This is a genomic window from Pseudomonas sp. Kh14, from assembly GCF_900291005.1.
Classification (GTDB): domain Bacteria; phylum Pseudomonadota; class Gammaproteobacteria; order Pseudomonadales; family Pseudomonadaceae; genus Aquipseudomonas; species Aquipseudomonas alloputida.
This window is the reverse complement of sequence record NZ_OLKJ01000329.1, coordinates 1-234: the sequence shown is the minus strand read 5'-3', so window position 1 is coordinate 234 and position 234 is coordinate 1. Positions and strand designations below refer to the sequence as shown.

The following is a 234-nucleotide window of genomic DNA, read 5'->3' as shown; positions in this document are numbered from 1 at the left end:
GTACAGGAACCCCGAGCAGCAGAGAATCTTCGGCTCCCTGCCGCAAGGGTGGTATCCGTCGATCTATGAGAGATTACATCTGGACGACAAAGAGAAGGTCGCCGAGATGATCCGATCGACGTTATCCGGCCACACCCCGCCGACAGGCATCAATGTCAGGTTTATCCGCGTCTCGGGAGAGACCACGGGCGAGCTGTCCATGAAATGGCTCCACTGCCGGTCAAACCTCATCGA

At 57.3% G+C, this 234-nt stretch carries 1 protein-coding gene; it reads left to right on the top strand.

Going from position 1 to position 234, the window contains the following annotated elements; genetic code table 11:
- A partial coding sequence (locus FQ668_RS28930) for a PAS domain-containing protein (RefSeq protein ID WP_218570939.1) occupies positions 1 to 234 on the top strand: 234 nt, incomplete at both ends.